This is a genomic window from Streptomyces sp. NPDC050287 (assembly GCF_044459385.1).
In the GTDB taxonomy this organism is placed as follows: Bacteria; Actinomycetota; Actinomycetes; order Streptomycetales; family Streptomycetaceae; genus Streptomyces.
On sequence record NZ_JBITIY010000022.1, the window covers coordinates 87,367 to 112,106 of the forward strand.

Here is a 24,740-nt window from a genome sequence, read left to right on the forward strand (position 1 = left end):
AAATCCTCCCTGAACCGGACAGCTGATCTTGCTCTTCGGTCATCCGTTACCTCGGATTAACACCAAGGCGTTGACAATCCATTCACCCAGGAACAACTCTGCATGACGTTATACAGCCGGGCAAGGGACAACTCATGATCCAGTTCGACGCGGTCCACAAGCGCTTCCCCAACGGCACGACAGCTGTCCACGACCTCACCCTGGAAATGCCGGAAGGCGGCGTGACCGTCCTCGTCGGATCCTCCGGTTGCGGCAAGACGACCACCCTGCGGATGGTCAACCGGATGGTCGAACCGACCTCCGGCACCATCCGGGTCGGCGGCAAGGACGTCACCGAGCAGGACGCGGCCGAGCTGCGCCGCTCCATCGGGTACGTCATCCAGCAGTCGGGGCTCTTCCCGCACCGCACGGTGCTCGACAACATCGCCACGGTCCCGCTGCTGCTGGGCCACGGCCGCCGCAAGGCCCGGGCCCGCGCGGCCGAGCTCCTCGAAACCGTCGGTCTGACCGCCGAGTCCGGCCGCCGCTACCCGCACCAGCTCTCCGGCGGCCAGCAGCAGCGGGTCGGCGTGGCCCGCGCGCTCGCCGCCGACCCGCCCGTGCTGCTCATGGACGAGCCCTTCGGCGCGGTCGACCCGGTCGTGCGCACCCAGCTCCAGGACGAACTGCTCAGGCTGCAGAAGGAGTTGAACAAGACCATCGTCTTCGTCACGCACGACGTCGACGAGGCGGTACGGCTCGGCGACCGCATCGCGATCTTCCGCACCGGCGGCCACCTCGTCCAGTGCGCACCGCCGACCGAACTCCTCGCCCGGCCCGCCGACGACTTCGTCGCCGACTTCCTCGGCGCCGAGCGCGGCCTGAAGCTCCTCTCGCTGAAGACCCTCGCGGACGTCCCCCAGGGCCCCGCCCCCGAGGGCGGCACCTGGACCCTCGTCCTCGACGCGGCGGACAAGCCGGTCCACTGGGCGTCGCAGGACGCCGAGATCCCCGTACGACCGCTCACGGACGACGACTCCCTGCTCGCCGCGCTCGACGAGTCGGTCGCCTCGCCCACCGGCCTGATCGCCCGCGTCGACGCGAACGGCGTCCTCACCGGCGTCTCGTCCCGCGACGACATCCACACGCACGCCGGACGGGCCCACACGGAAGCCCGCGCGGACGCTCCCTCGGAGACGGGGGCGGCCGCATGAGCGTCGACTGGTCGTGGATATCCGGCCACACCGACGACCTCACCAGCCTCACGGTCTCCCATCTCCAGGCGGCCCTGACCGCGGTCCTCCTCGGCCTGCTGATCAGCCTCCCCCTCGCGGTGGTCGCCCACCGGATCCGCGCCCTGCGCGGCTTCCTCCTCGGCCTGTCGAACGTCCTGTTCACGATCCCGTCGATCGCGATCTTCGTCCTGCTCCTGCCGGTCAGCGGCCTCACCCGCACCACGACCGTCATCGGGCTGACGGTGTACACCCTGGTCGTGCTGCTCCGGAACACGGTCGAGGGCCTGGACTCGGTCCCCGCGAAGACCAAGGAGGCCGCGAAGGCGATGGGCACGCGCCCCCTGCGCACGCTCCTCACCGTCGAGCTCCCCCTCGCGCTCCCCGTGATCATGGCGGGCGTCCGGATCGCGACGGTCATGTCGATCTCCCTGGTCTCCGTCGCGACCTACATCGGCGACGGCGGTCTCGGCCAGCTCTTCACCGACGGCTTCCAGCGCAACTACCCGACCCCGGTGATCGTCGGAGTGGTCCTCACCCTCCTCCTCGCGGTCGTCGCGGACGCGCTGCTGGTCGCCGTCCAGTACGTCCTCACCCCGTGGAAGAGGCGGCGCGCCTGATGTACGAACTCTTCAAGAACCTCGGCGGCTGGCTGACCAGCGGCACCCAGTGGGCCGGCTCGGACGGCATCGCCCACCGCCTCGCCGAGCACCTCCAGTACTCGCTCCTGGCCACGCTCATCGCGACCGCGATCGGCCTCCCCCTCGGCCTGCTGATCGGCCACACCGGCAAGGGCGCGTTCCTCGCGATCAACCTGGCCTCCTTCGGCCGCGCCCTGCCGACCGTCGGGCTGGTCGTGCTGGTCTTCCTGGCCGGCGGTCTGTCGATGCTGCCGGTGTACGTCGCCCTGGTCGCCCTCGCGGTCCCGGCGATCGTCACCAACACGTACGCCGGGATGACCGCCGTCGACCCGGACGTGAAGGACGCGGCGCGCGGGCAGGGCATGCGCGCCCACCAGGTCCTCTTCCAGGTGGAGCTGCCCCTCGCCCTCCCTCTGATCATGACCGGCCTGCGCCTGGCCCTCATCCAGGTGGTGGCCACGGCCACGATCGCCGCGTACGTCTCCTTCGGCGGCCTGGGCCGCTACGTCTTCGACGGCCTCGCCCAGCGCGACCTCGTCCAGGTGCTCGGCGGCGCGGTGCTGGTCGCCGCGGTCGCCGTCGTCCTGGACCTGGCCCTCTCCGGCCTCCAGCGCTTCCTCTTCCGCCACCGCACTGCCTAGGGGACCCCCTGATGACCCGAACGACCCGAATGAACCGGCGCACGCTCCTCGGCGCACTGGCCGGAACCGCCGTCGCCGTCCCCGTCCTGTCCGCCTGCTCCAGCGGCATCACCTCCCTCGACAGCCAGGGCGGCGGCTCCGGGGGCGGCGGCTCCAGCAAGGGCGGCGTCACCATCGGCACCGCCAACTTCACCGAGAACCAGGTGCTGGGCTACCTGTACGCCGCCGTCCTGGAGAAGGCCGGCGTGAAGGTGAAGGTCCGCCCCAACCTCGGCACCCGCGAGATCGTGATCCCCGCCCTCAGGGGCGGCGACATCGACCTCCTGCCCGAATACCAGGGCGCCCTGCTCAACTACCTCGACCCGAAGGCCACGGCCGCGGAGGAGGGCGCCATGCAGAACGCCCTCACCCTCGCGCTGCCCAGCGGCCTCCAGGTCCTCCCCTACGGCACCGCCGAGGACTCCGACGCCTTCGTGGTGACCCGCGAGACGGCGCGGAAGTACGGGCTGACCTCGCTGGCCGACCTGAAGAAGCAGAACGGCAAGCTGGTCATCGGCGCGGCCCCCGAAGTGAAGAAGCGGCAGGTGGGCGCGGTCGGCCTCAAGGACGTCTACGGCGTCGAGTTCAAGGAGTTCAAGTCGCTGGACTCCGACGGCCCGCTGGTCAAGGGCGCCCTGAAGAAGGGCGACGTGGACGTGGCGAACCTCTTCACCACGGACACCGACATCGAGGCCAACGACTGGGTGGTGCTGACCGACCCTCAGAATCTGATCCCGAGTCAGCACATCGTCCCCCTCATCGCCGACCGCAAGGCCGACGACACCGTCCGCAAGGCCCTCGCCCGCCTCGGCAACGTCCTCACCACGGCCCAGCTCACCGAGCTCAACCGCCAGGTGGACAAGGACAAGAAGGACCCGGAGGACGTGGCGAACACGTACGCGAAGCAGCACGGTCTGGCGAAGTGAACGGCACTGGGGATCCCCCGCCCGGACAGGGGGGCTAACCCCAGTGCACGGGCCGTCCCGGCTCTTTACCGTGGAGTCCATGACCGGAATGGACGCGCGGGACACCGAGCTGAAGAAGGAACTCAACGCCTCCCTGCAGGCCCGCAGGGAGTTGGGGGAGGAGTACGAGTCCGCGCTGGTCGACTCGTTCCTGGAGAAGGTCGACCAGCGCATCGACGGCGCCGTGGAGCGCCGGGTGCGCCGGCAGATGGCCGAGCAGCAGATGGTGGCGGCCCGGGGTTCCCGGTCGCCGAGGCCCACGGACTCCTGGGGTGAGCGCTTCGGCTTCGGCATCGTCTCGCTGGTCCTGGCGATACCGCTGTCCGGGATCGGCGGCGGCGTCGCCCATCTGCCCGGGCTGCTGGTCACCTGGGCCGGCATCGTCGGCGTCAACGCCTTCCAGGCCGTCCGCACCCACCCGGAACTGTTCCGGGGCCGCCGTGACCGCGGGTCCTCCAAGGACGGCGACTGGCAGGAATGACCGGGCCGGGCTCACGCCGGGCGGGTCGGCAGGACCATGCTGCTGGACGGCATGAGCGAAGCCCGGCCTTCGTCCTGGGCCACGGATGGACGTACCGGCCCGAAACCCCTCGGCGACGCGCTGAAGGGCTTCAGCCGCATGGCCCCGCCCTGGTCGGGGAACTCTCCCCCAAGAGCGACGACTTGCGCCGCCGGTGGGCCGGCCACCAGGTCACGGAGGGCGCATACGGCGTGAAGAGGGTCCGGAACAGGACCTCGACCCAGGCGGGCTGACCGGCCCGGTCGGAAGGGGGCCGGAGAGAGTTTGGCGCGGGGACCGCCGCACCCCCGGTAAAGGGGGGCGGGACGACGGCGGTCCCCGCGAAGGACGCGGGCCGGGTCAGGGCCGGGCTTGCGCGTCCGGGCGTCCATGGAGGTCCGGGAGCCGCTCCGGAGGTCCTTGGACGTTTCGGTTGCCGGTGGGGCGGGGAGCCGCTCCCGCCCTGCCGACATCCACTAATGTGCCGGACCCGTGTTAAGCGTGTGCTGCGTGGACGTGACGCGCTCGTACCACTTCTGCGAAGTCCTCCAAATCGGCCGTCGGCCACAAGTTCGCCGCCGCCAGGGCCTGTTCACCGCACGTTTACCGTTACTTCCCGCTCTTGGCGAGGAAGGCCAGCAGGTCCTGCCGGCTGATCACACCGGTCGGCTTGCCCTCGACGAGGACGATCGCCGCGTCCGCCACGCCCAGCACGGACATCAGGTCCCCGACCGGCTCCCCGGAGCCCACCTGGGGCAGCGGCGGCGACATGTGCTTCTCCAGCGGGTCCTCCAGGGAGGCGGCTTGCGCGAACAGGGCGTTGAGCAACTCCCGTTCCACGACCGACCCGACGACCTCGGCCGCCATGACGTCCGGGTGACCGGCGCCGGGCTTGACGATCGGCATCTGCGAGACGCCGTACTCGCGCAGCACCTCGATGGCCTGCCCCACGGTTTCGTCCGGGTGCATGTGGACGAGGGACGGGATGGCGCCGTGCACCTTGTCGTTGAGGACGTCGGCGACGCGGGCGCTGGGGCCCTCGTCCTCCAGGAAGCCGTAGTCGGCCATCCACTCGTCGTTGAAGATCTTGCTGAGGTAGCCGCGCCCGCTGTCGGGAAGGAGGACGACCACCACGTCGTCCTCGCCGAGCCGCGCGGCGACCTCCAGCGCGGCGACGACGGCCATCCCGCAGGAGCCGCCCACCAGCAGGCCCTCCTCCTTGGCGAGCCGGCGGGTCATCTGGAAGGAGTCCTTGTCGGACACCGCGACGATCTCGTCGGCGACGGTCCGGTCGTAGGCGGTCGGCCAGAAGTCCTCACCGACGCCCTCGACGAGATACGGCCGCCCGGACCCGCCCGAGTACACGGAGCCCTCGGGGTCGGCGCCGATGACCTTCACCTTGCCGTCGCTGACGTCCTTCAGGTAGCGCCCGGTCCCGGAGATGGTGCCGCCGGTGCCCACACCCGCCACGAAGTGGGTGATCTTCCCCTCCGTCTGCTCCCACAGCTCGGGGCCGGTCGAGTGGTAGTGGGAGAGCGGATTGTGGGGGTTGGAGTACTGGTCGGGCTTCCAGGCGCCGGGGGTCTCCCGGACCAGCCGGTCGGAGACGTTGTAGTAGGAGTCCGGGTGCTCCGGGTCCACGGCGGTCGGGCAGACGACGACCTCGGCGCCGTACGCCCGCAACACGTTGATCTTGTCGGTGCTCACCTTGTCGGGGCACACGAAAATGCACTTGTACCCCTTCTGCTGCGCCACGATGGCGAGGCCGACGCCGGTGTTTCCGCTGGTCGGCTCGACGATCGTGCCGCCGGGCTTGAGCGCCCCGCTCTCCTCCGCGGCCTCGATCATCCGCAGGGCGATGCGGTCCTTCACGGAACCGCCGGGGTTGAAGTACTCCACCTTGGCCAGGACGGTCGCCCTCATGCCCTTGGTCACGCTGTTGAGCCTCACCAGCGGGGTGTTGCCGACGAGGCTGATCATCGAGTCGTGGAATTGCACCGTTGTCTCCGGATGCTTGCAAAGAAAGTGGTCGTGACTGTTCCGCCAGCCTATGGGTTCCCGCGACCCGTGGCGGTCGTTCACCCAGCGTTGAGATTGGGCGACGGTCCGTACGGGGCAAGGAGTGGTTGTACGGATTCGAGGAGGTGGCGGCGACGTATGACGAGGATGTCGAGGGCGAGGGTGGCCCGGCGGATCGCGGCCGGTGCCGCGTACGGCGGTGGCGGGATCGGGCTGGCCGGCGCGGCGGCCATGGGGCTGCTGCTGGCGGAGGTCCGGCTGGCCAGGCGGCAGGTGGGCAACGGCACGGTGCCGCACGTCCCGCACGCGGAGGGCCGCTACGGCCATGTCTACGCCGTCCCCGACGAACCGCCCCTGCGCCTGGTGATGCTGGGCGACTCCACCGCCGCGGGCCAGGGCGTCCACCGGGCGGGCCAGACCCCGGGCGCACTGCTGGCGTCCGGCCTCGCGGCGGTGGCGGAACGCCCGGTGGAACTCCGTAACGTCGCCCTGCCCGGGGCCACCTCCGACGACCTCGACCGCCAGGTGGCCCTGGCCCTGGCGGAACCGTCCCTGGTGCCCGACATCTGCGTGATCATGATCGGCGCGAACGACGTCACCCACCGGATGCCGGCCACCCGCTCCGTCCGCCACCTGTCGACCGCGGTACGACGGCTGCGCACGGCCGGCGCCGAGGTGGTGGTCGGCACCTGCCCTGACCTGGGCACGATCGAGCCGGTGCAGCAGCCGCTGCGCTGGCTGGCCCGCCGGGCCTCCAGGCAGCTGGCGGCGGCCCAGACGATCGGGGTCGTCGAGCAGGGCGGCCGTACGGTGTCGCTGGGAGACATGCTGGGCCCGGAGTTCGCGGCGAACCCGCGGGAGCTGTTCGGCCCCGACAACTACCACCCCTCCGCGGAGGGTTACGCCACGGCGGCGATGGCGGTCCTCCCGACGGTCTGCGCGGCCCTGGGCCTGTGGCCGGCCGACGAGGACCGCCCGGACGCGTCCCGCCGCGAGGGCTTCCTCCCGGTCGCCCGAGCCGCCGCGGAGGCGGCGTCGGAGGCCGGTACGGAGGTCGCGGCGGCGGTACCGAGCGGCCCGAAGGGGCCTTGGGCGTTGCTGAAGCGCCGCCGGCGCCGGAGGGTCCCGGTGGCGGAGCCGGCGCCCGTCACGCCGTCGTCCTGAGAGCCCTGGTCCCCTTGAGGGCCTTGAGGGCCTTGAGGGCCTTGAGGGCCTTGAGGGCCTTGAGGGCCTTGAGGGCCTTGAGGGCCTTGGGAGGTTTGGGAGGCTTGGGAGGCCAACAAAGCAAGCGCTTAGAAAACTGCGGTCAGAGTCACACGGCCATACCCGTGACCGAGACCATACGTGCGGGTAACTTCCCACACAGCGCCCTGCCCGCCCCGTAAGTCAATGGAGCCGTCATGCCCGAAGCCGTGATCGTCTCGACCGCCCGCTCCCCCATCGGCCGCGCTTTCAAGGGCTCCCTCAAGGACCTGCGCCCGGACGATCTCACCGCCACGATCATCCAGGCCGCCCTCGCCAAGGTTCCGGAGCTCGACCCCAAGGACATCGACGACCTGATGCTCGGGTGCGGTCTGCCCGGCGGCGAGCAGGGCAACAACCTCGGCCGTATCGTCGCCGTGCAGATGGGCATGGACCACCTTCCCGGCTGCACGATCACCCGGTATTGCTCCTCCTCCCTCCAGACCAGCCGGATGGCCCTGCACGCCATCAAGGCCGGCGAGGGCGACGTCTTCATCTCGGCGGGCGTGGAGATGGTGTCCCGCTTCGCCAAGGGCAACTCCGACAGCCTCCCGGACACGCACAACCCCCTCTTCGCCGAGGCCGAGGCCCGCACCGCCGAGGTCGCCCAGCAGGAGGGCACCACCTGGCACGACCCGCGCGAGGACGGCCTCGTCCCTGACCCGTACATCGCGATGGGCCAGACCGCCGAGAACCTCGCCCGCCTCAAGGGCGTCACCCGCCAGGACATGGACGAGTTCGGCGTCCGCTCGCAGAACCTCGCCGAGGAAGCCATCAAGAACGGCTTCTGGGAGCGCGAGATCACCCCGGTCACCACCCCCGACGGCACGGTCGTCGCCAAGGACGACGGCCCGCGCCCCGGCGTCACCATGGAGGGCGTGGCGGGCCTCAAGCCGGTCTTCCGCCCCGACGGCCTGGTCACCGCCGGCAACTGCTGCCCCCTGAACGACGGCGCCGCCGCGGTCGTCGTCATGAGCGACACCAAGGCCCGCGAGCTCGGCCTGACCCCGCTCGCCCGCATCGTGTCCACCGGTGTCTCCGGCCTCTCCCCCGAGATCATGGGCCTGGGCCCGGTCGACGCGAGCAACCAGGCGCTGCGCCGCGCGGGCCTGACGATCGACGACATCGATCTGGTCGAGATCAACGAGGCCTTCGCCGCCCAGGTGATCCCCTCCTACCGCGAGCTCGGCATCCCGCTGGAGAAGCTGAACGTCAACGGCGGCGCCATCGCCGTCGGCCACCCCTTCGGTATGACCGGCGCCCGCATCACCGGCACGCTCATCAACTCCCTCCAGTTCCACGACAAGCAGTTCGGTCTGGAGACGATGTGCGTCGGCGGCGGCCAGGGCATGGCGATGGTGATCGAGCGCCTGAGCTGACCTCCACCCAAGTCGCCAACTCACCGTAGCGATATGGGAACTCAACGCGACGATTCGGCCCAGAACCCGGAAACCTCCAGGGTTCTGGGCCGATTTGTGATCCAATCTCCCCCAGGATGTGACCTATCTCCCTTGGAAAAGGGATTTACGCAGGTCAACCCCACTTCAACAGCACACATGGGGCCCACAGCCCTGTCCGGTTCGTGACGTTACGCACTGACAGGGGGTTAGTCCGCCCTTCAAGCTGATGTAGGAAGTCGGGGGTCGACTTTGAACCGGGAGTACGTCAGTGAGCGCCATGCCGATCGCCTTGCTGGTCACCACGGCCGCCACGGGCGCCGTGGGCGTCGCCGTCCTGCGCACCCTCATGGCGCTGCGCCGGCAGGTCGCCGCCCTGCACGCCGAGTTCGCCAGGAACAACGCCACGGACGCGCGGGGCCTCGTACCGGCCGCCCGTGCCGCGGCCGACGTCGACGAGATACGCGCCGCCGTGGCGGAGGCCCTCGCCGAGGAGCGTGAGCGCGAGCTCGCCGAGGCGCGTGCCTTCTGGGCCGCCCAGGAGGCCCATGGCGCCTGCGACCCGCCCTCACTGCTGGGCCTGCCCGACAGCGAGCTGTTCCTGCCCCGGCAGAGCGATTTCGTGGGTCTGGAGCCCCTGGAGTCGGTCACCGAGCCCGCCGACACCGACGAGTTCGCCGGCGACTCCCCGGAACTGGCCGCCGCCCGCCGCCGCCACCCCTCCCACCCGGACTTCGTCCCGGTCGCCTCACCGGCCGTCAACGACCATGAGCGCACGGTGGCCGCCCTGGAGGAACTGGCCTCGTCCGCCACCGAACTGGCCGACGTCCGTCCCGGCCCCCTCGGCACCCTCGACGTCTACGTCTTCGCCGACGGCACCACCCTCTGCATGACCCCGGGCCACCGCGAGACAGCGGAGCGCCTCGCTGCGGCCCTGCGCGCCGGCGAAACCCCGTTCCTGCTCGGCGGCTCCGGCATCTCGGGCGCGTACACCCTGACGTTCGCGTGCGGCGAGGAAAGCGTCTACATCCTGGCGGACAGGGTCATAGCGAGCCTCTAGGTGTACTGATCACGGGCTCTCACACCCCCGCCCTCTTCTGCGCCTCCTCCACCAACCGCACAGCCTCAGCGACCTGCCCCTCGTCCTCCAGAACGAGGGCCAGGTCATGCACGGCGACGGTGATCTGATCGGCGGCGGCGAACATCCCCGCGTCCGGCATCACCCGAGGCTCGCCCTCCGGCGCCTCCAGAACCTGCGCCCACCGGGACAACTCCCGGGCCAGCCCCAGGGCTTCCGCGGCAGCGCCCCGCTGCAGGCGGCTCTGCGGTGCCGCCCGCAGCAGGTCGGCAAAGTGATCCACGGCACGGGTCAAAGGCGTCGTATCCACCACGCGGCGAGCGTATCGCGCCGCACCGGGACTGTTGCCAACAGGCGAACAGTCAGGCACGGTGACCTGAAGGACCGGCTTACATCCCCTTTGCGTCCGGAGGCGCCGATGTCCCACGTCCTCTCCGAGGAGACCCACCGCAACATGCTCGCCCGCATCCCCCACTGCACCGGTCGTGAAGTGTCCGACTGGCTGCGCACCGTCGAAGAAGGCCCGGCTCTCTTCCGCTTCGAGGAAAAGGTCAGCTGGCTTCGCCACGAACACGATCTCGCGTACGGCCACGCGAAGGCGATCGTCCACGAGTACGACCTGAGGAGGGCCGCGCGCAAGTTCGTCTAGGTGCGCACCGCGGCTGAACGCCAGACGCCGACAGACGACAAGGGGGCCCCGGTCGTGACCGGGGCCCCCTCCGCGACTACCGCCGGGCGGACTAGTCGTTGTTGAGGATCGAGATGAGCCTCAGGAACTCCATGTAGATCCACACCAGCGTCAGCGTGAGCCCGAAGGCCGCCAGCCACGCCTCCTCGCGCGGAGCGCCGTACGCGATGCCGTCCTCGACCTGCTTGAAGTCCAGCGCCAGGAAGCACGCGCCGAGCAGGATGCCGACGACTCCGAAGAAGATGCCGAGCGGGCCACTGCGGAAGCCGAGGCCGTCGCCGCCGCCGAAGACCGCGAACAGCAGGTTCACCACCATCAGCAGGACGAAGCCGAGCGCGGCCGCCATGACGAAGCCGTAGAACCGGCGGTTGACGCGGATCCAGCCCGCCTTGTACGCGACCAGCACGCCGGCGAAGACCGCCATGGTGCCGATCACGGCCTGCATGGCCGCACCGTCGGCGATGCGGTTGTCGACGATGTTGGACAGGACGCCGAGGAAGACACCCTCGAACGCGGCGTACGTCAGGATCAGCGCGGGCGAGGCCTTGCGCTTGAAGGACTGGACGAAGGCCAGGACCATGCCGATCAGCGCGGCACCGATGCCGATGCCGTACGACCGGCTGATGTTCGCGTCGTCGATCGGCAGCAGCGCCCAGGCGAGCGCGGCTGTGACGATCAGGACGCCGAGCGTGGTGCCGGTGCGCAGGACGACGTCGTCGATCGTCATCCTGCCGGTGGTGGCCGGGGCCTGCGGCGGTGCGCCGTGCTGCAGGTCCTGCTGCGCGTACGGGTTCTGGGCGTACGGATTGCCGCCCTGCGGCTGCGCGTACGGGTTGCCCTGCGTGCCTACAGCTGCGCCCCCGGCCTGCGGCGCGGTGTTGAAGCCCGCGTAGCCGTTGTCGCGGCTGAACCCCCGTCGCGAGAAGACCGGGTTGCTGCTCCTCATTTCACTCCTCCATGGCCACCCTCGTGACCTTGGCTCAAGAGTAATAGGTAGGCAAAGGATTGACCCTAGTGCTTGAGGAGGATCTTTCCCTCGTCGTGGTGCGCAACACGCTACGCGGGCGAGTGATTCCTCCCATCGGAGGGGTCCCTCCGACGGCGCTCAGTCGAACGGGAACCCGGTGTACGCCTCGGCCAGGTCGGTCTCGGCAGCCCGGGAGGAGGCGATCCGCTCCAGGCGGGCCAGCTGGAGGCGGTCCTCGAAGCCAGTGGCGTCGGGGACGCGGTGCAGGAGGCTCGTCATGTCGTAGGAGAACCGTTCGGCCTGCCAGACGCGCCGCAGGCAGGTCTCCGAGTAGGCGTCGAGCAGGTCCGCCGAGCCCTTCTCCCGCTCGTGGATCAGGGCCCGCGCGAAGGTCACGACGTCCCCGACGGCCAGGTTGAGCCCCTTGGCGCCGGTGGGCGGCACGATGTGGGCGGCGTCGCCGGCCAGGAAAAGGCGGCCGTACCGCATGGGCTCGTGGACGTAGGAGCGCATCGGCGTGACGGACTTCTGGGTGATCGGGCCGCGCTCCAGCCGCCAGTCGTCGGCGGTCTCGAAGCGGCGCTCGAGTTCCGCCCAGATGTCGTCGTCGCTCCAGGTCCCGGCGTCCGTGCCCTCGGGGACCTGGAGGTAGAGGCGGGAGACGGACGGGGAACGCATGGACAGCAGGGCGAAGCCGCGGTCGTGGCGGGCGTATACCAGTTCGTCGTGCGAGGGCGGCACGTCGGCGAGGATGCCGAGCCAGCCGAAAGGGTACGTCCGTTCGAACACCTGGGTCAGCTCGGACGGGATCGCCGCGCGGGCCACGCCCCAGAAGCCGTCGCAGCCGACGACGTAGTCGCACTCCAGGACATCCTCGCGGCCCTCGTGCCGGAAGCGGACGCGCGGGCTGTCGGTGTCGGCGCCCTCGACAGCCAGCGCCTCCGCCTCGAACAGAAGAGGGCCGCCCTCGGCGAGCTGGAGAGCGATCAGGTCCTTGCAGACCTCGGTCTGGGCGTAGACCATCACGGACCGCCCGCCGGTGAGGGCGGGGAAGTCGACGCGATGACGCTGCCTGGCGAACCGGAGTTCGATGCCGTCGTGGCGCAGCCCCTCGCGGTCCATCCGGCCCCCGGCGCCGGCCTCGCGCAGGACGTCGACCGTGCCCTGCTCCAGGATCCCGGCCCGCTGCCGGTGCTCGACGTAGGCGCGGTCGCGGCTCTCCAGGACGACCGAGTCGATGCCCGCGTTGCGGAGCAGCCGGGCCAGGAGGAGTCCGGCCGGGCCGGCTCCGATGATGCCGACGGTGGTGCGCATCGACCAGCCTCTCTGTTCGCTCGGCGAAGTGTGCGACATACGCGCTCGGGCGACTGTGTTCGCACAGTGAAATTTCCTTCACTTGTCTTCGGGCATGAGTCTGCGACGGCATGCGCCCGCTGTCAACGGTCATGCCGTGAACTCCTCACTGCAGGGCGCGGGGGCCACAAGCGCCCGGAGCCGGACTGACACCTGACCCGTCCGGCGCCTCACCGGGCTTCGGCTGCGGCCGGAGCGCCACGGCCACCGTCCGCAGGTGGCTTCACCCCACCTCCTGGGCCTCTAGGAGGCGCGCAACGCCTGACGCCATTGGTCGGTGACGGCGTGACGCAGCCGTGCGGTGTCGACGGTATGGGGGTCGAGGAGGCGCTGCAGTCCGATACCGCGCAACTGTCCGACGACCGCGACGGCGACGTCGTCGGGCTCGATGTCCGGACGTACGTCGCCGTCGGTGATCGCGGCGGCGACATCGTCGCGCAGGTCGTTGCGGAATGCCTCGTCGCGCTCCCGGAAGATCGGGGCCAGTTCGGAGGCGGTGGCCGCTTCGGCCCACAGCAGCAGGAACGCCCGGTGCGTCGTTCCGGCGTCGCCGAGGGCGCCGACGTAGCCGTCGATGAGCCGCAGGAGCCGGTCCAGTCCGGGTGGGAGCTCTTCGAGTCCGGGCACGAAGCCGGCCTGCGTCGAGCGGGCCAGCCGGTCGAGCAGTGCCTGCTTGGATCCGAAGTGGTGGGTGACGATCCCGCGGCTGTAGCCGGCCTGTTCTCCCACCCGCGCCAAGGTCAGCGATCGCACCCCGTACTGGACGACCAGTTCGGCGGCCGCGTTGAGCAGTGCGGATTCGGCCTGCTCCCTGCGCTCTTGCTGAGTACGGCGAATGGTGACCATGCGGGCACCCTAACAAGAAACTTGCGTGTCGACTGACAAGTATGTGAGTGTGATGTCTCCGAACGACCTTCTGACCTGGAGCCTTGAATGATCGAGATCGAAGACCGCGACCTGGACGTCCTGCTCGCTGAGGACCCGGGCGGTCCCGTGGTGATGCTGAACCTTCTGCGTTTCCGTCCGGACGGCGGCCGGGAGAGCTACCAGCGCTACGCCGACGCGCTCGGCGTAGCGATCAACGCGCGCTACGGGCTGCGGGTGGAGTACCTGGGCGCCGGCGGGCGTGCCCTGGTCGCCGAGGACGGGCAGGCCTGGGACATGGTCGCGCTGGTGCGGTACCCGAACCGGCAGGCGTTCGTGGACATGATCCGCGACCCCGAGTACCGCGCGGCGGCCCACCTGCGCAGCGAGGCGCTGGTCGAGGCGGTGCTGCAGCCGACGTCACCGATCGGGGCGTGAGCACGGTGCCGGCCGTGTTCGTCCACGGAAATCCCGAAACGGACGCCATATGGGACCCGTTGCTCGCCGAGCTCGACCGCGCCGGTTTTCCCCGAGCCGGCCTGATCTGCCTCTCGCCGCCCGGTTTCGGCGCGCCCCTGCCCGAAGGCTTCGGTGCCACGGTCGGCGCATACCGTGACTGGCTGATCGGAGCGCTGGAGGACATCGGGGAACCCGTCGACCTGGTCGGTCACGACTGGGGCGGGGCACACGTGGTGAATGTCGCCGTCAGCCGGCCGGAACTGCTGCGCAGCTGGGCGAGCGACGTCCTCGGGATATTCGACCCGGACTACGTCTGGCATGAGCTGGCTCAGCGTTGGCAAACCCCCGGAGTCGGAGAAGCCGACGTCGCCGAGCGGTTCGGCGCGGCCGTCGGGACGCGCACGCGATCGCTCGTCGAGCGCGGCATGAGCAGACCGGTGGCCGAGCACATCGCCACGGCACAGGACGAGACGATGGGCCGGGCGGTGCTCGCGCTCTACCGCTCGGCCGCACAGCCGGTGATGGCCGGGCTCGGCCATCACCTGGAGCAGGCCGCGCGACGGCCTGGCCTGGCCCTCCTCGCCACCGAGGACCGCCTGGTGGGCACCGACCTGCAACGTCGGCGCGCGGCCCGCCGCGCGGGCGCCCGCGTCGACACCCTGGACGGGCTCGGCCACTGGTGGATGACCCAGGACCCGGCGCGCGGAGCCCGCGCTCTGACCGCGTTCTGGACGCGACGCTGACGGGTCGTGCCGAGGACACTCGGGGCACGCGCGCTGACGGGGCGTCCCGCATGGCGTGCCGCGGGCGCAGCCTGCCAAGGGGGCAGCGCGGGCCTGATGATGCTCGACCGCCGTCCTCGGTCGGGTGTGGCGGTACGTCAGGTATGAGTGTCCGCGCCGGATGCGTCCGGCGGCCCAGCCCGGGTATGGCGCCGTCCGCCAAGTCAGGGCTGGGCAAGGCAGTCACCCCAGAGTGTGGCCAGCCGTGCCGGGATCTCGTGGATGGCGGCGCAGCCCCGGGGGTCGCGCGGGAGGCCGTCACCGGCTACGAACGTCCACGCGCTGCCCTTGGCCTTGGTGAAGTACTTCTCCGCACCCCCCTGGTCCTGGAGCTGGACCAGTTCGTTCTCGGTGGCATCGGCCGTCGGTGTGAAGGAGGCCCCCGCGTAGAGGACGCCGTCGCACTGGCCGTAGTAGAAGGTGCCCTTGACCGGTGCGATGTGCACCAGCCCCGGCTGCGATCGCCGGTAGGCCAGGGTCACCGCGTCCTTGACCTCGGGTGGCACCTTCAGGGAACGGCAGAGCGGTGAAGAGGTCGACGGGTGTGTGGCCGCCGGGTTGTCCGGCACCGCGCTGGGGGTCTTCGGGGTCACGGCCGGCGGGGCCGTGGACGTGGCCGGAGTGGTGGGGCTCACGACCGCCTGGGGCGGAGAGGCCTGGTGGGAGTGGCCGATGACGGCGAGAGTACCGCCGCCCACCGCGGCAACCAGGGCGACGGCCAGCGCGGCGGTGGCCGTCCGGTGACGGCGCCGTAGCTCGTCGCCGCGAGCCCGGACCACTGCGGCCGGCCGGGCGCTGGTCCGCGCGGCGAGTTCCTCGGATCCTGTCTGGAGGATGGCCTCGAAGTCCTCAGTCATGGTGGTGCGCCTCCTGACCGGCGGAGCCGGGGACGTCGGTTGCGGCAGCGGGACCGGTGGCGGGTGGTGAGACCGCCGGCAGCAGACCGGGTGGGCGGGCGGCACCGTCCGGGCCCTCGCCCGCGATGTCGGACAGGTGCTGCGCCATCGATTGACGCCCACGTGACAGCCGGGCCTTGACCGTCCCCGGCGCGACTTCGGTTTCCCGTGCGGTTTCCTCGACGGACAATCCGACCAGGTGATGCAGCACGATCGCCCGCCGTTGCTCGTAGGGGATGCGCCGCAACGCCGCGACGATCGCGACGTAGTCAGCGCTGACGCCGCGCACCTCGTCGGGCACACCGTGCCGGCGGTGCGCAGTGAGCCGGTTGACCCCCTTTCGCCAGACGCTCACCCGGATACGGCAGGCCACCGAACGCACCCACGCCCCCGGGTCCGCATAGCCGGACACCTTCTCCCAGTTCTGCCAAGCCCGCGCGAATGCTTCCTGCACCAGGTCCTCGGCCTCGGCGAGGCTGCCGGTCATCGCATACATCTGGCTGGTCAACCGACGGACATGGGCGGCGTAGAAATCGTCGAAGACGCGCGCATCGCGCATTGCCCCCTCCAGTGACTGATGTGAGGGGTCGTGCCCTCAACGCCTTGTCACGCCCGAGGGGGGTGCACGGTTGCACGGGCGGCCGAGCGGGAGACGCGCGCGGAGTTGTCGGCGTGGGAGGACCGGCTGGTGCGCTGGGGTCCGGTTGTCGCTCGGGGTGGACAAGATGCGACAAACAGGACGGCCCGCCTCCATGAGGCGGGCCAGGTCGTCTGGTGCCCGGGGTGGGATTCGAACCCACACTCTTCCGCGTTTAAGGCGGTTGCGTCTTCCAGTTGCGCCACCCGGGCCGAAGCTCACAAAGCGGCGTGCTGAATCGCGGTCACTGGCAGTTCGGTCATATGTCCCCTGGCGTGCGATCTGCTCTTTGTTCAAGCCGTGAAGGCTCGGCATGACCACCCTCCCCCACGGCGGCCCGCCGGTACGAGTGGGAAATCGGTCAACACTCTTGGTCAGGACAGGAGGTGACGGCTGGTCACGGCACCGAGCCTACTGGTTGCCGAACGAGCACAAAGGCGAACGCCCGCCCCGGCGCACAGGGCGGGCGCCCGACCAGGGATCGGACTGTTCGTCCGGTGGGTCCGGCTGGGACGGGAGGACCGGCGGGCCGGGCGAGACAGTCAGCTCCGGCGCGGGCGGTGGCTGCGGGACACACGGCTCGATGCCGGGGCGGAACACGGCCAGGCGGCCCTTCGTCTGATCGGCGACGCCCCGGAGACCGCCGCCGCCCGTTATCTCCGGGCACGGGTTCGGGTCGGGGGCAGCACGCACGGCTGGAGGACACGGACCCGGGACACCTGACCCGACCCCAAGCCAGCGGTCGTCCGCAGCAGACAGTAGCCGCTCTCCTGATGAGCGGAGCTGATCGTCTTCCCGCCGAGCTGCTCCTCAGGTGTCTGTGATGTGAGACTTCGCCATTCAGCCCACCGCTCCGCCGCCTCCCGACCGGCCTCGTCACCGTCGAAGCGCTCCGCCTGCCCATCACCGTCTCTGGAGCCGCCCAGGCGCCGTCGGACGCGGTGACCGGTGACCACCCCGTCCTGGTTCTTCATCTCTTGATGTATTATATGACAACCCGTCAGAGGGGCCGTGCGCCGACGGTGCGCCAACGACACGCATGAGTGACTCGGCGAATCAGCCTTTACGCCAGATCAGGCGCCGTGGGCGTGGAAGTGCCCGGAGCCGGACTTGAACCTGACCCGGCACCCCTTCTGACCTGCGGCGATGCCGTGACCTCGTCGAACGCACCCGCATCCGCCCGTATCCTCACGCCTGACGCCGTGTTGGTGCACCAATTGATGCACGCCCTGCCGCACCCCCCGAGCGGGCCGGTAGACACGGGAAGCAGGTTGAGCGACCGGTTCCAGGTGGCCGGGAGAATCTTGGCTGAATGGGCATGCACTGCATCAGATCTGACTGGGCATCAGGGAAAAACGGCGGGCCCGACAGTAGGCCTGTCGGGCCCACCCCGTGAGTCCGATACCTCACCGCGGAGCAAGGGTGCCGGACTCGCTCGACGGCTCCGGTCGCCTGGCTTTGCGGAGCAAGGGCCAGGGCCGCCTCGCCACTCCCTCACACGGAGAGGTGGCGAGTCATATAGCGGAACATGGCAGATCGGGATCAGACAGCCATCTTGCACACATCAGTGCGCCTTGAAGGGCTTTCCCGAGGCAACCATCTCGTACCTCTTATAGCCATACTCACGCATTCGGACATTCGTGCGAGCATGCAGCTTTATGGATGAAGGGCGACGTCAGCCCCTCGGCCGCGCACAACCGGTCGGACGCCTGCGGCGTCCTGCGACCGGGCCCCCACGGAACCCGATCGCACACGACGTCACCCTGCGGGGCGAAGCCCCCTTCCTGGGGTTGGCGCCGGTCGCGCCGTGGTACGCCTCGGCGACCTCCCCCCATCTCTTCGCTGATCTTCAGAATGCGCAGCAGGCGGATGTCGCCGGCCTCGGCCGGGGCACCTCCTCGTCCAGCCAGCCACGCAGCCGCTGTACCTGATCCGACATGCGGTCAGTCATCTCGTTCCTCAATCTCGTTGTGTGCGGTCAGAGCAGGACAGGTCGAGCAGCACGGCCGCGAACGCGAGCAGCACGCTGTACCCCGGTGCGGCCGTCCGCCCTCATGTGCGCACCGAAGTTGGTGATGCTCACGGAGGCGTACGAGATGGTAGCGCCGTCGTCGCGCGCTTCAGGTTCCACGAGCTTCTCCAGGGTCAGAACAGGACGGACACCGTGAGCAGTTGCGCAGGGAGCGGGCGGGCGTGGTTGCCCCGGCCAGGGGAGACATAGACGTTCGGCGGGGGCAGGCCTTGAGGGTGCCGAGTCACGGCTCCGCGATCAGTCCGGCGACGACGGCCGCGGCGACCGTGAGGAGTAGGACGTAGACGACCTGAGCGCGGGCGCTCGTGTATATCGGCACGCTGTTGCCGGACGGTCCCGGCAGCGGCGACGCCACGTCGGCCCAGACGCGCTTGCCCCAGTTCAGTGGGTCGGTGCCCCACTGTTGCGAGAGGGCGTCAACGATGGCCAGGCCCCGGCCGTGGTCCTCGTCGTCGTTCGCGTCGGCCAACGTGGGCAGGGTGCGGCTTCGGTCGATGACCGCGACGCGCACCTGGTCGTCACCAAGACGACGCAGGGTTACCCGGAATTTGTCCTCCTGCGCGTGCAGGACTGCATTGGCGGCGAGTTCGGAGACGATCAACTCGGCCGTATCGGCGAGATCCGGCAACTTCCAGTCCAGCAGAGCGGCGTGCACGAACCGGCGCGCGGAGGGCACCGATTCCGGGGCCCGGAGGAAGGTCTTCGTCACCACCGGCGTGCCATCCTCGGCCACTGGTCGGCGACCCGCCACGATTTGGTGAACGGTCACGGGGACTCCACAGGTAAGAGGTTGCGGGGCCCGCGCCCCAGCCGCAGTGGCGACTCCCACGGCGGGGGCGGGGTCTTGGGGTGGGGGTGGGCGGAAGGCAGTTCAGTTCGTGCCGGGGTTGACGGCCTGCGCACAGTCCGGGGTGCAGATCCAGAGGACGAACAGGAAGCCTCTGTGCCGGACCTCGCACCACTTGCGGCCGCTCGTCCCCAGGCGGCGGGCGCACCGCGCGCAGTCGACGGCTATCTGTTGACGGGGACAGAGTGGTGGAAGGCCGGGAGGACGGGTGCCGGCTGGCCCGGCGGGCTGGTTGCGTACACAACGCTCATTGGTCGGCGTCCTCGTCGTGCGTGCCCGGATACTCGTACATGGTCACCAGCGCCCGGCACACAGTGGCGAGGTTGAAGACGTGCGTAGCCTGTTCACTCGCGCCTGGACAGGGCCGGGAGTCGACGTCTGCGCGGGCCCGGTTCGGAACGTGCTCAGCGAGTCTCTGGCTGCTCGGCTCCCATGCGAGGGACGACGGCGCGCACCGCGCGGATCAGCAGCTCGGCATGTCCGGCGAGTTCACCCTTCAACGTCTCAAGGATCTCGGGGGTACTGGTCGTGAGGTTCAGGGCGGTGTCGCAGGTCCTGCGGATTGTCGCCGCGTCTACCGGCAACCTAGTCTCGTCTGCAGGCCTGATCACCGCGGCGGTCACGGCTCCTCTCCCAACCGCTCCCGGCCGCGCCCGATTAGTGCGTTGACCCCATCGACGTCACACAGTTGGCCCGGCTCGCTCATGGGGACAGCCCAGTACCCGTCGGTGACTGTGTAGGTCGTCCGTGCGACGGGCGGCACTCCCAGCCAGTGGCCCCACGCCAGACACTCGGCGTCCCGGTGCTTCCAGCGCAGGCCCGTGCTCGGGGGGCACAAGCGCGTAGTAGCAGGTGAGGCCGCGCGCCCCCCATTACCTTCTTCGTGGCCCCGCAATGGGGCTCCCGGCCTCTGGAGCCGGCATGACTGGTCCCCCCTGTCGAACGCATGGCCCGGGGGGGTGTCACCAGCTCCGGAGGCATCGACAGACCGCTGATTAGGGGCATGACCACCGGCGTGTCCGCAGGTCGGGAGGCTCTTCGTAATGTGGATGTGGCGATCGGTGCCGTGGGATGGCCGGGCGGGAACGACCGAGGGACGCACGTGATCGACGTCAGCGACATCGGCGCCTTCCTTGGCCTGGACGTCGGCAAGGGCGAACACCACGCCACCGCCGTCACCCCAGCCGGGAAGAAGGCCCTCAACAAGCGGCTGCCCAACAGCGAGCCCAAACTCCGCGAGGTCTTCGGCAAGCTCAAGGCCAAGCACGGCACCGTGCTCGTGGTCGTCGACCAGCCCGCCTCGATCGGCGCCCTGCCGATCGCGGTCGCCCGTGACATGGGCTGCGAGGTCGCCTATTTGCCTGGCCTGACAATGCGGCGGATCGCTGACCTTTACCCCGGCGAAGCCACGACCGACGCCCGCGACGCGTTCATCATCGCCGACGCAGCCCGCGCGATGCCTCACACGCTCCGCTCCATCGAACTCGCCGACGAGACGGTCGCCGAGCTGGAAATGATCGTGGGCTTCGACGACGACCTGGCCGGCGAGGCCACCCGCATCAGCAACCGGCTGCGCGGCCTGCTCACCCAGATCCACCCGCACCTGGAGCGAGTCCTCGGCCCGCGAATCCAGCATCCGGCCGTCCTGCGGCTGCTGGACCAGTTCGGCTCCCCGGCCCAAATCCGCAAAGCCGGACGCCGACGCCTGGTCAGCCTGATACGTCCGAAGGCCCCGCGCATGACCGAGCGACTGGTCGAGGACATCTTCACGGCTTTGGATGAGCAGACCGTGGTGGTGCCCGGCACCGACGCGGCCGCGGCCGCGCTGATCGTCCCCAGCCTCGTCAACTCGCTCCAAAACGTCCTCGACCAGCGGAAACTCCTCGCCACACGGATCGAGGAACTGCTGGAGGACCACCCTCTTTCGAAGGTCCTGACGTCCATGCCGGGGATCGGCGTCAGGACCGGAGCGAGGATCCTCATCGACGTCGGCGGCGGCAGCAATTTCCCCTCCGCCGCCCGCCTGGCGGCCTACGCAGGTCTCGCTCCCGCGACCCGCAGTTCCGGCCCCTCGATCCGCGGCGAGCAACCCTCCCGGCGAGGAAACAAGCAGCTCAAACGGGCCTTCTTCCTCTCCGCGTTCGCAGCCCTGGCTGACCCGGTCTCCCGGACCTACTACGACAAGAAGACCGCCCAGGGCAAGCATCACACCCAAGCCCTGCTCTGCCTCGCCCGACGACGGGCCGACGTCCTCTTCGCCATGCTCCGCGACGGAACCTTCTGCGAGCCCCAACCCGCGGCGGCCGGGTGAGGGTTCAGACCGATCAATCAGTCCTCCGGCCGAAGTCGCTGACAAGCGGCCTCAAGCCGCTGGTCGTAGTCAGGCGCGAACAGCTCAGGAAGCGCTTTGTCCAGCGTTCCGGCGATTCGGTGGATCGGGGCCCAAACCGCCGGATCGTCGACAACACGACGGAGGTCCGTCATCTGCAGCTTCTCCAGCCAGTGCGACAGCACCAGTGCCTCGTCACTCGTGAGCTTGATCGTCACCTGGCTATCGCTCATGCACCCCCCTACGGCCTGGCCTCCACCCTCAACCACACGAACCTACTGGTCTCCGGCCTTGGCCAAACACATAGGGGCACCCCCCGTCCAGGACTCCTGGCATAGCGCGACGCGGCGTCCTGCGGGGCGGACCGCTCACCGTCGTTCCCGCTGTCCGGCACCGTCACGACGGGCGGTGGTCAGGAGGGCCCAGAGCCGACGGTGAAGTCGCCGCGCACGGTGCCGACTTGGATGGCGTTTCCCTTGACCGTGCTGTGGGAGATCGCCTGGGTCACTTGTACCGCCCGCTCTTCGGGCACCTGGCTCCTGGCTTGCTCGATCAGCCCTTCAAGCTGCTCACGCGCCTCGGGATACTCCTCCAAGAAGTCCTGGAGCCGGGTCTGCCACTGCCCCGCGACCTGGCCGAGCACAGCGTCATCGTCCTGGGCCGAAGCCTGCGCGACCGTCGCCGCAGCCGCATCCAGGCGCGCGAGCGCGCGGTTCTCACCATCCGCGTCGCCCCGGCCCAGCAACCCCCCGAACGCGTCCCGCACGCCCTGCCAGGCGTCGCCCGCCATCGCCGTCACCAGCGTCGTACCACCCGCCTGCGCGAGCGCGACCACCCAATCCAGCACCCCGACCCCCTGCCGTCACCGGCGGTGGCGAACGACCGGCCACCGTTTTCACGAACACACTAAGCCCACCACGCAGGACATTGACGGGAAAACAGCCCATCCGACCCAACCGGCGACGCGCCTTACGGCTCCTCGCACCATGGTCGGTGACCGAGCCGCCGCTGCCGAAGCATGGCCCTTTCGGCAGCGGTGGTTGCCAAGTCCGCCATCGCCTGGCTGCACTGCTCCCGCCACCTACGCACCGGCTGGGAGACGCGAGACGACAGGCATGACGCCCTCCTCCAGCAAGGCCGGGTCCTGTCGTAGGACCCGTGTGTGCAGGGAGCGCAGTGCGGGCCCCGGATCCGCGCCCAGCGCCTCGGCGAGCCGTTGCCGTGCCTCCTCGTACACGGCGAGCGCGTCCGCCGGGCGGCCGGTGCGGCACAGGGCGAACGTCAGCAGCTCGGCGAGACGTTCGCGCAACGGGTGTGCCGCGACGAGCCGGACGAGTTCGTGGACGTGCTCGAAGGACCGGCCCAGGGCGATCTCGCCCTCCAGCCGCGCTTCCAGGACCGTGAGCCGCTTCTCGGCCCAGCGCAGCCGTTCCGCCGTGAGGTACGGCGCCCGCAACCCCTCGGCGAAGTCGCCGCGCCACAGTTGCTCGGCCTGCCGAGCCAGTTCGACCGCGTGCCGCACCTCGCCGGTGTCCCGTGCCGCGAGCGCCTCTTCCACCAGCCGCCGCCGCTCCGCCAGGTCGTCGATACGCACGCCGGTCAGCCGGTATCCGTCGCCGGTCCACGACAGCTGGGGCCCGTCCCCGAGCGCGCGGCGCAGTCCGGAGACGTACTTCTGCACGAGGTTGCGCACATGCACCGGCGGCGCCCCGCCCCAGACCGCCTCGACCAGACCGTCGTACGAGATCGGGCCGCCCTCCTGGAGCAGCAAGACGGCGAGCACCGCGCGCTGCTTCGGCGGGCCGAGCGGGATCTCGACGCCGTCGCGCAACGCGCGCAGCGAGCCGAGCAGTTCGATGCGCAGACCGTGCGATGCCGCCCCGGGCATCCCCTCACCCATGCGTCGAGCGTATCCCGGTGCCCGTATTCCAGCGGACCTTCCAGCGACGGGCCGAAGGTGGCCCGGCACCCAACCCTCCGCAACCCCGTTGGAAAGGCCGCCCCATGCTCACCCGGCTCGGCCGACTGGCCGTGCGGTACAGCCGTGCCGTGCTGGTCGGCTTCCTGCTTGTCTTCCTCGGCCTCGGCGTCTACGGCGCCGACGCCCAGAACGACCTCGACCTTGCGCGCTGGAGTTCCCCCGGCACGGAATCGGTGCACGCCGTCGACGCACTGCGCGACGGATTCCGCACCGGCAACCCCAACCTCGCCCTCCTCGTCACGGCACGCGACGGCGACGTGGACAGCGCGCGCACCGACGGGGCGGCCCGCGAACTGGCCGCAGAAGTGGAGCAGTTGCCCCTCGTCACGGACGTCACCTCCTACTGGGACGCCGACAGCCCGGCCCTGCGCTCCGAGCACGGCCGACGCGCCCTGATCCTCGCCCGGCTCGACGGCACCGCCACCGAGACCCGCCAGGAACTCGCCACGGTCTCACCCCGGTTGACCCGCACCACCGCCGAACTCGACGTGCGCGTGGGCGGCCAGGAGGAGATCTCACGGCAGGTCGGCGAGGTGGCCCGCGCGGACTTCCTGCGCGCGGAGGCCTTCGCGCTGCCGGTCGTGCTGCTCCTGCTGGTCCTTCTCTACCGGCGGACTGTCGCCGCCCTGCTGACGGTCGCGGTCGGGCTGTTCTCCGTCGTCGGCACGCTCGCCGGGCTGCGGGTGATCGCCCAGTTCACGGAGGTGTCGACGTTCGCCGCGAACCTCGCGCTCGTCCTCGGCCTCGGCCACGGACCGGGCATCGACTACAGCCTGTTCGTCATCAACCGCTACCGCGAGGAGCATGGCGCGGAACGGGGCCGGCCGGAAGCCGTGCTCGGGGCGACCGTCGCGGCAGGACGCACGGTCTCTTCAGCGGTGTCACCGTCGCGGTGTCGCTGTGCGCGCTGCTGGTGTTCCCGTTCTTCTTCCCGAGCTCGTTCGCGTACGCGGGTGTTCTCGTCGTCCTGACGGCGGTCACCGGAGCAGTGCTGTTCCTGCCCGCCGCGCTCGCCCGCTGGGGCCACCGCGTGGAGCGCCCCGACCCGCCCGCGTCCGGCTTCTGGCACCGCGCCGTTCTAGGTGTACTGCCCAGGCAGGTTGGTCAACCTGGTGATGGGCGGTTTGCCGCCGGTCGCGGTGTGGGGGCGGTGGTGATTGTAGTGATGGAGCC

25 protein-coding genes and 1 tRNA gene are annotated in these 24,740 nt (G+C 70.0%); 13 read left to right on the top strand and 13 right to left on the bottom strand.

Annotated features, from left to right (window positions below; translation table 11 throughout):
* Positions 1–134: 134 nt before the first annotated feature.
* The 5 genes from ACIBK3_RS43575 to ACIBK3_RS43595 all read left to right on the top strand — a co-directional run bounded on the left by ACIBK3_RS43575 (position 135) and on the right by ACIBK3_RS43595 (position 3,978).
* A complete protein-coding gene (locus ACIBK3_RS43575; protein ID WP_399373941.1) occupies positions 135–1,193 on the top strand; it encodes an ABC transporter ATP-binding protein in 1,059 nt (352 codons plus the stop codon).
* Positions 1,190–1,831, top strand: a complete 642-nt coding sequence (locus ACIBK3_RS43580; protein WP_399373943.1) for an ABC transporter permease — start codon at positions 1,190–1,192, stop codon at positions 1,829–1,831. The genes ACIBK3_RS43575 and ACIBK3_RS43580 overlap by 4 nt, the downstream gene beginning before the upstream one ends.
* Complete coding sequence (locus ACIBK3_RS43585; protein ID WP_399373944.1) at positions 1,831–2,493, top strand: ABC transporter permease; 663 nt, start codon at positions 1,831–1,833, stop codon at positions 2,491–2,493. Before ACIBK3_RS43580 ends, ACIBK3_RS43585 begins: the two co-directional genes overlap by 1 nt.
* Before the next feature lie 29 nt (positions 2,494–2,522).
* Entirely contained in the window at positions 2,523–3,458 is a 936-nt protein-coding gene (locus tag ACIBK3_RS43590; protein ID WP_399373981.1) for an ABC transporter substrate-binding protein, read from the top strand.
* Between the two features lie 88 nt (positions 3,459–3,546).
* Entirely contained in the window at positions 3,547–3,978 is a 432-nt protein-coding gene (locus ACIBK3_RS43595) for a hypothetical protein (protein ID WP_399373983.1), read from the top strand.
* A 627-nt stretch (positions 3,979–4,605) separates the two neighbouring features.
* On the opposite strand, the gene ACIBK3_RS43600 is transcribed toward ACIBK3_RS43595, so the two are convergent.
* Positions 4,606–5,994, bottom strand: a complete 1,389-nt coding sequence (locus ACIBK3_RS43600; protein ID WP_399373946.1) for a cystathionine beta-synthase — start codon at positions 5,992–5,994, stop codon at positions 4,606–4,608.
* Between the two features lie 159 nt (positions 5,995–6,153).
* Between ACIBK3_RS43600 and ACIBK3_RS43605 the strand changes: the two genes are divergently transcribed.
* The 3 genes from ACIBK3_RS43605 (at position 6,154) to ACIBK3_RS43615 (ending at position 9,714) form a co-directional block, all read left to right on the top strand.
* Complete coding sequence (locus ACIBK3_RS43605) at positions 6,154–7,179, top strand: SGNH/GDSL hydrolase family protein (protein ID WP_399373948.1); 1,026 nt, start codon at positions 6,154–6,156, stop codon at positions 7,177–7,179.
* Between the two features lie 236 nt (positions 7,180–7,415).
* Positions 7,416–8,636: an acetyl-CoA C-acetyltransferase gene (locus tag ACIBK3_RS43610; protein WP_399373950.1), complete on the top strand. Its 1,221-nt coding sequence runs from the start codon at positions 7,416–7,418 to the stop codon at positions 8,634–8,636.
* A 298-nt stretch (positions 8,637–8,934) separates the two neighbouring features.
* Positions 8,935–9,714 (top strand): hypothetical protein, encoded by a 780-nt coding sequence (locus tag ACIBK3_RS43615; RefSeq protein ID WP_399373985.1) that lies wholly within the window; start codon positions 8,935–8,937, stop codon positions 9,712–9,714.
* 19 nt (positions 9,715–9,733) lie between these two features.
* Here ACIBK3_RS43615 and ACIBK3_RS43620 read toward each other — a convergent pair whose 3' ends face one another.
* Complete coding sequence (locus ACIBK3_RS43620) at positions 9,734–10,045, bottom strand: hypothetical protein (protein WP_399373951.1); 312 nt, start codon at positions 10,043–10,045, stop codon at positions 9,734–9,736.
* A gap of 105 nt (positions 10,046–10,150) precedes the next feature.
* On the opposite strand from ACIBK3_RS43620, the gene ACIBK3_RS43625 reads away from it, so the two are divergent.
* Entirely contained in the window at positions 10,151–10,381 is a 231-nt protein-coding gene (locus ACIBK3_RS43625; protein WP_030680263.1) for a DUF4287 domain-containing protein, read from the top strand.
* 91 nt (positions 10,382–10,472) lie between these two features.
* Here ACIBK3_RS43625 and ACIBK3_RS43630 read toward each other — a convergent pair whose 3' ends face one another.
* From ACIBK3_RS43630 to ACIBK3_RS43640, 3 genes are all read right to left on the bottom strand, one after another.
* Positions 10,473–11,366, bottom strand: coding sequence for a Bax inhibitor-1/YccA family protein (locus ACIBK3_RS43630; RefSeq protein WP_399373953.1), 894 nt, complete (start codon positions 11,364–11,366; stop codon positions 10,473–10,475).
* A gap of 159 nt (positions 11,367–11,525) precedes the next feature.
* Positions 11,526–12,701, bottom strand: coding sequence for a 4-hydroxybenzoate 3-monooxygenase (locus ACIBK3_RS43635; RefSeq protein WP_399373954.1), 1,176 nt, complete (start codon positions 12,699–12,701; stop codon positions 11,526–11,528).
* A 282-nt stretch (positions 12,702–12,983) separates the two neighbouring features.
* Positions 12,984–13,586 carry a TetR/AcrR family transcriptional regulator gene (locus ACIBK3_RS43640; RefSeq protein ID WP_399373955.1) on the bottom strand — a complete coding sequence of 201 codons (603 nt, stop codon included), beginning with the start codon at positions 13,584–13,586 and terminating at the stop codon, positions 12,984–12,986.
* Between the two features lie 87 nt (positions 13,587–13,673).
* On the opposite strand from ACIBK3_RS43640, the gene ACIBK3_RS43645 reads away from it, so the two are divergent.
* Both ACIBK3_RS43645 and ACIBK3_RS43650 read left to right on the top strand, forming a co-directional pair.
* Entirely contained in the window at positions 13,674–14,042 is a 369-nt protein-coding gene (locus ACIBK3_RS43645) for a DUF1330 domain-containing protein (protein ID WP_399373957.1), read from the top strand.
* Positions 14,039–14,806 carry an alpha/beta fold hydrolase gene (locus tag ACIBK3_RS43650; RefSeq protein ID WP_399373959.1) on the top strand — a complete coding sequence of 256 codons (768 nt, stop codon included), beginning with the start codon at positions 14,039–14,041 and terminating at the stop codon, positions 14,804–14,806. The genes ACIBK3_RS43645 and ACIBK3_RS43650 overlap by 4 nt, the downstream gene beginning before the upstream one ends.
* A 203-nt stretch (positions 14,807–15,009) precedes the next feature.
* Here ACIBK3_RS43650 and ACIBK3_RS43655 read toward each other — a convergent pair whose 3' ends face one another.
* From ACIBK3_RS43655 to ACIBK3_RS43675, 5 genes are all read right to left on the bottom strand, one after another.
* Positions 15,010–15,702, bottom strand: a complete 693-nt coding sequence (locus ACIBK3_RS43655; protein WP_399373961.1) for a hypothetical protein — start codon at positions 15,700–15,702, stop codon at positions 15,010–15,012.
* Positions 15,695–16,300 carry an RNA polymerase sigma factor gene (locus tag ACIBK3_RS43660; RefSeq protein ID WP_399373962.1) on the bottom strand — a complete coding sequence of 202 codons (606 nt, stop codon included), beginning with the start codon at positions 16,298–16,300 and terminating at the stop codon, positions 15,695–15,697. The genes ACIBK3_RS43655 and ACIBK3_RS43660 overlap by 8 nt, the downstream gene beginning before the upstream one ends.
* A 213-nt stretch (positions 16,301–16,513) precedes the next feature.
* Positions 16,514–16,590, bottom strand: a tRNA-Leu gene (locus tag ACIBK3_RS43665).
* A gap of 2,043 nt (positions 16,591–18,633) precedes the next feature.
* Positions 18,634–19,179 (bottom strand): ATP-binding protein, encoded by a 546-nt coding sequence (locus ACIBK3_RS43670; protein WP_399373964.1) that lies wholly within the window; start codon positions 19,177–19,179, stop codon positions 18,634–18,636.
* A 482-nt stretch (positions 19,180–19,661) separates the two neighbouring features.
* Complete coding sequence (locus ACIBK3_RS43675; protein ID WP_399373965.1) at positions 19,662–19,880, bottom strand: hypothetical protein; 219 nt, start codon at positions 19,878–19,880, stop codon at positions 19,662–19,664.
* 479 nt (positions 19,881–20,359) lie between these two features.
* Between ACIBK3_RS43675 and ACIBK3_RS43680 the strand changes: the two genes are divergently transcribed.
* Positions 20,360–21,568 (top strand): IS110 family transposase, encoded by a 1,209-nt coding sequence (locus ACIBK3_RS43680; RefSeq protein ID WP_399373967.1) that lies wholly within the window; start codon positions 20,360–20,362, stop codon positions 21,566–21,568.
* Between the two features lie 17 nt (positions 21,569–21,585).
* Here ACIBK3_RS43680 and ACIBK3_RS43685 read toward each other — a convergent pair whose 3' ends face one another.
* The 3 genes from ACIBK3_RS43685 to ACIBK3_RS43695 form a co-directional block, all read right to left on the bottom strand.
* A complete protein-coding gene (locus ACIBK3_RS43685) occupies positions 21,586–21,819 on the bottom strand; it encodes a hypothetical protein (RefSeq protein ID WP_399373969.1) in 234 nt (77 codons plus the stop codon).
* A gap of 179 nt (positions 21,820–21,998) precedes the next feature.
* Positions 21,999–22,433 (bottom strand): hypothetical protein, encoded by a 435-nt coding sequence (locus tag ACIBK3_RS43690; protein ID WP_399373970.1) that lies wholly within the window; start codon positions 22,431–22,433, stop codon positions 21,999–22,001.
* Between the two features lie 234 nt (positions 22,434–22,667).
* Positions 22,668–23,486 carry a BTAD domain-containing putative transcriptional regulator gene (locus ACIBK3_RS43695; protein ID WP_399373971.1) on the bottom strand — a complete coding sequence of 273 codons (819 nt, stop codon included), beginning with the start codon at positions 23,484–23,486 and terminating at the stop codon, positions 22,668–22,670.
* A gap of 104 nt (positions 23,487–23,590) precedes the next feature.
* Between ACIBK3_RS43695 and ACIBK3_RS43700 the strand changes: the two genes are divergently transcribed.
* A complete protein-coding gene (locus ACIBK3_RS43700) occupies positions 23,591–24,538 on the top strand; it encodes an MMPL family transporter (protein ID WP_399373973.1) in 948 nt (315 codons plus the stop codon).
* Positions 24,539–24,740: the final 202 nt, after the last annotated feature.

Coding starts and splice junctions, on each gene's coding strand:
- ACIBK3_RS43575 (WP_399373941.1), top strand. CDS start 135: ATGATCCAGTTCGACGCGGTCCACAAGCGCTTCCCCAACGGCACGACA.
- ACIBK3_RS43580 (WP_399373943.1), top strand. CDS start 1,190: ATGAGCGTCGACTGGTCGTGGATATCCGGCCACACCGACGACCTCACC.
- ACIBK3_RS43585 (WP_399373944.1), top strand. CDS start 1,831: ATGTACGAACTCTTCAAGAACCTCGGCGGCTGGCTGACCAGCGGCACC.
- ACIBK3_RS43590 (WP_399373981.1), top strand. CDS start 2,523: ATGAACCGGCGCACGCTCCTCGGCGCACTGGCCGGAACCGCCGTCGCC.
- ACIBK3_RS43595 (WP_399373983.1), top strand. CDS start 3,547: ATGGACGCGCGGGACACCGAGCTGAAGAAGGAACTCAACGCCTCCCTG.
- ACIBK3_RS43605 (WP_399373948.1), top strand. CDS start 6,154: ATGACGAGGATGTCGAGGGCGAGGGTGGCCCGGCGGATCGCGGCCGGT.
- ACIBK3_RS43610 (WP_399373950.1), top strand. CDS start 7,416: ATGCCCGAAGCCGTGATCGTCTCGACCGCCCGCTCCCCCATCGGCCGC.
- ACIBK3_RS43615 (WP_399373985.1), top strand. CDS start 8,935: ATGCCGATCGCCTTGCTGGTCACCACGGCCGCCACGGGCGCCGTGGGC.
- ACIBK3_RS43625 (WP_030680263.1), top strand. CDS start 10,151: ATGTCCCACGTCCTCTCCGAGGAGACCCACCGCAACATGCTCGCCCGC.
- ACIBK3_RS43630 (WP_399373953.1), bottom strand. CDS start 11,366: ATGAGGAGCAGCAACCCGGTCTTCTCGCGACGGGGGTTCAGCCGCGAC.
- ACIBK3_RS43635 (WP_399373954.1), bottom strand. CDS start 12,701: ATGCGCACCACCGTCGGCATCATCGGAGCCGGCCCGGCCGGACTCCTC.
- ACIBK3_RS43640 (WP_399373955.1), bottom strand. CDS start 13,586: ATGGTCACCATTCGCCGTACTCAGCAAGAGCGCAGGGAGCAGGCCGAA.
- ACIBK3_RS43645 (WP_399373957.1), top strand. CDS start 13,674: ATGATCGAGATCGAAGACCGCGACCTGGACGTCCTGCTCGCTGAGGAC.
- ACIBK3_RS43655 (WP_399373961.1), bottom strand. CDS start 15,702: ATGACTGAGGACTTCGAGGCCATCCTCCAGACAGGATCCGAGGAACTC.
- ACIBK3_RS43660 (WP_399373962.1), bottom strand. CDS start 16,300: ATGCGCGATGCGCGCGTCTTCGACGATTTCTACGCCGCCCATGTCCGT.
- ACIBK3_RS43685 (WP_399373969.1), bottom strand. CDS start 21,819: ATGAGCGATAGCCAGGTGACGATCAAGCTCACGAGTGACGAGGCACTG.
- ACIBK3_RS43695 (WP_399373971.1), bottom strand. CDS start 23,486: ATGGGTGAGGGGATGCCCGGGGCGGCATCGCACGGTCTGCGCATCGAA.
- ACIBK3_RS43700 (WP_399373973.1), top strand. CDS start 23,591: ATGCTCACCCGGCTCGGCCGACTGGCCGTGCGGTACAGCCGTGCCGTG.